Annotated in this window: 2 protein-coding genes; both read right to left on the bottom strand. The window is 36.9% G+C overall.

The window, feature by feature from the left end; translation table 11 throughout:
* A partial coding sequence (locus KQI32_RS13245) for an IS3 family transposase (protein ID WP_216426115.1) occupies nt 1-729 on the bottom strand: 729 nt, incomplete at its 3' end.
* Nucleotides 730-743: 14 nt separating this feature from the next.
* On the bottom strand, nt 744-1171 hold a 428-nt coding region (locus KQI32_RS13250; RefSeq protein WP_216426117.1), incomplete at its 5' end, for a helix-turn-helix domain-containing protein.

Raw genomic sequence — 1171 nt, forward strand, 5'->3', positions numbered from 1 at the left:
CAATGATGAGAATTTTTTTAAATATAATAATTCTGACTTGAGTAATCCAAAGAAGTTTTCCATAACAGCATTATCAAGGCAATTCCCCTTCCTTGACATGCTTTGTATCATTCCTTTTTCTTTTAATCGGTGTTGATATCTTTTATGCTGGTATTGCCATCCTTGATCGGAATGAAATATTAACCTTGTATTATCCGGTGTCTTTGCAAAAGCATTGTCCAACATGTCCATTACTTGTTCTAAACTCGGTCTGTCACTTATGTTATAGCTGATAATTTCTCCGTTATACATATCCAATATCGGTGACAGATACAGTTTCTTACCGAATAATGCAAATTCCGTTATATCAGTCGTCCACTTCTGGTTTGGCTTCTCTGCATGAAAATTTCTATTTATGATATTGGGTGCAAGCTTACCGGTCTCTCCTCTATACGAGCGATATTTTTTGATGCGCACTAAACTTTTCAATCCGAGCTGTCCCATCAGCCGCTGTACGGTTTTATGATTAAGCGTATAACCTTGATTATGAAGTTCCATAGTAATGCGCCTATACCCATACCGCCCTTCATTCTCATGATAAATAGCGGTAATCTTCTCTTTTATTGCTTCATATTTATCCGGCTTTTCTAACTCTTTTATCCAATAATAGTATGTACTGCGCGCTATCCCTGCAATTTGAACCAGATCGACGACTTTATACTGACGCCTTAATTCCCGGATAACAATCACTTTATCCTTGTCGTCTATTTTCCTTTTGAACGAATTAAGGCGTTCGATTTTTTTAAGTATTCATTTTCCATCTTTAACCGTTGATTTTCTGCAATCAAATCCTCTTGAACTGTTTTTTGAATCAGTGGCGGACGTCCTATCTTTTGTCCAGGTGTCCGACCTCTCTTCTGCTCTTTTAATCCCTCATATCCTTTTTCCAGATAGATTCGTTCCCATCGCTTAATCGTAGTATGAATACCTATATTATACTTTGCCGCTGTTTCCCTATAAGATAATTGATTTGTGCGCATATCTTCAATCACTTGCTGCTTAAATTCCGGCAAATAGGTGTAACACCTCTGTTCCATTCCCTCCATACCATGATATTGATATTTTGCTACCCATTTGCTGATATCGCTTTTATGAATACAATATGTTTCTGATATCTCATCAATGGATTTTC

The organism is Acetivibrio sp. MSJd-27 (assembly GCF_018918095.1).
GTDB lineage: Bacteria > Bacillota > Clostridia > UMGS1840 > HGM11507 > HGM11507.